Origin of the sequence: Endozoicomonas sp. ONNA2, from assembly GCF_024606365.1 — a bacterium.
Classification (GTDB): Bacteria; Pseudomonadota; Gammaproteobacteria; order Pseudomonadales; family Endozoicomonadaceae; genus Endozoicomonas.
The window spans coordinates 1-1,422 of sequence record NZ_JAHHPO010000959.1 but is presented as its reverse complement, the minus strand read 5'-3'; the positions used below and the strand labels follow the sequence as shown (position 1 = coordinate 1,422).

General features: G+C 53.2%; 1 protein-coding gene. It reads right to left on the bottom strand.

The window, feature by feature from the left end; translation table 11 throughout:
* The coding region (locus KDK14_RS16985) for a hypothetical protein (protein ID WP_257266369.1) at positions 1–1,198 on the bottom strand (1,198 nt) is incomplete at its 3' end.
* Between the last annotated feature and the right edge of the window lie 224 nt (positions 1,199–1,422).

Here is a 1,422-nt window from a genome sequence, read left to right as displayed (position 1 = left end):
CTTTCAGGCAAGGCATGGTCATAAAGGCTGCAACTTGCTTCCTTGTCGGGAAGCCTTTGCCATCATTCATGGAGGCAACACGCATAAGCAGCTCCCTATCGGTCGGTCTGTCTTTAACGGCCTCGTCATGGCCCGGCTGCCAGCCCACTTTCAGGCAAGGCATGGTCACGAAAACTTCCACTTGCTCCTTCGCCGGGAAGCCCTTGCCATGCATTATGGAAGCAATGCGCACAAGCAGATCCCGGTCGATCGGTTTGTCTTGAACGGCCCCGTCATTACCTTGCTGCCAGTCTTGCTTCAGACAAGGCATGGTCATGAAGGCTTCGACTTGCCCACTTTTCGGAAAGCCCTTGCGATTATGCATTGAGGCAATGCGCACAAGCAGATCCCGGTCGATCGGTTGGCTTCGAACGGCTTCATCGTGCCCCTGCCGCCAGCCTCGTCTCAGGCAGGGTATGGTCATAAAAGCTGCCACTTGCCCGCCAGTCGGGAAGCCTTTGCCATCACTCATCGAGGCAATGCGCATAAGCAGGTCCCGATCAATCGGGCTATCCTGGACAGCCTCGTTCTTATCTTGCGGCCAACCCTCTTTCAGGCAAGGCATGGTCATGAAGACTTCCAATTGCTCCCTTGTCGGGAAGCCATTGCAACTATTCATTGAGGCAACGCGGATGAGCAGCTTACGGTCGAGCGGATTGTCCTGAACGGCCTCGTCGCGGCCGGGCTGCCAACCCTCTTTCAGGCAAGGCACGGTCATGAAAGCTTCCACTTGCCCCTTCGTCGGGAAGCCCTTGTTATGCATCATGGAAGCAATGCGCATGAGCAGCTCCCGGTCCATCGGCTGGTCACGGACAGCCTCGTCCCTTCCCCGGTGCCAACCCTCTTTCAGGCAAGGCATGGTCATAAAGACTTCCACTTGCTCCCTTCCCGGGAAGCCTCTGCCATTGTGCAGGGAGGAAATGTGTATGAGCAGCTCCTGGTCAATCTGTTTGCCTTGAACAGCCTCGTCGCCCCCGGGCTGCCAGCCCTGTTTCAGGCAAGGTATGGACAGGAAAATTTCCACGTCCTTCCTTGGCGGGAAGCCCTTGCTATTGAGCATGGAAGCAATCTGTTTCAGGAAAGGCTGACTGGCAATGAACCTGATCACTTCCTCACCCTGTTCTGTAAAGACCTTTATCTGAGACTTCCTGATCAGCATGCTGGTGAGACAGCCGGTGTTTTTAATTTGATTGGTATTGACCGCCGAAAAGAAGACAGAGGCTTTGGTAAAATAGGTTGAGAAAAGCTCAGGCGTTTCAGTAATGCTATATACTGTTAATCTGGCAAAAAGGGTAGGAAAAGGTGGTTTGCTTCTGTTTTTAGATAATTCAATCTTCCTCTCACGGAGCATTGTAAGCAGTTTTTCGGCGGTCAATACAAATC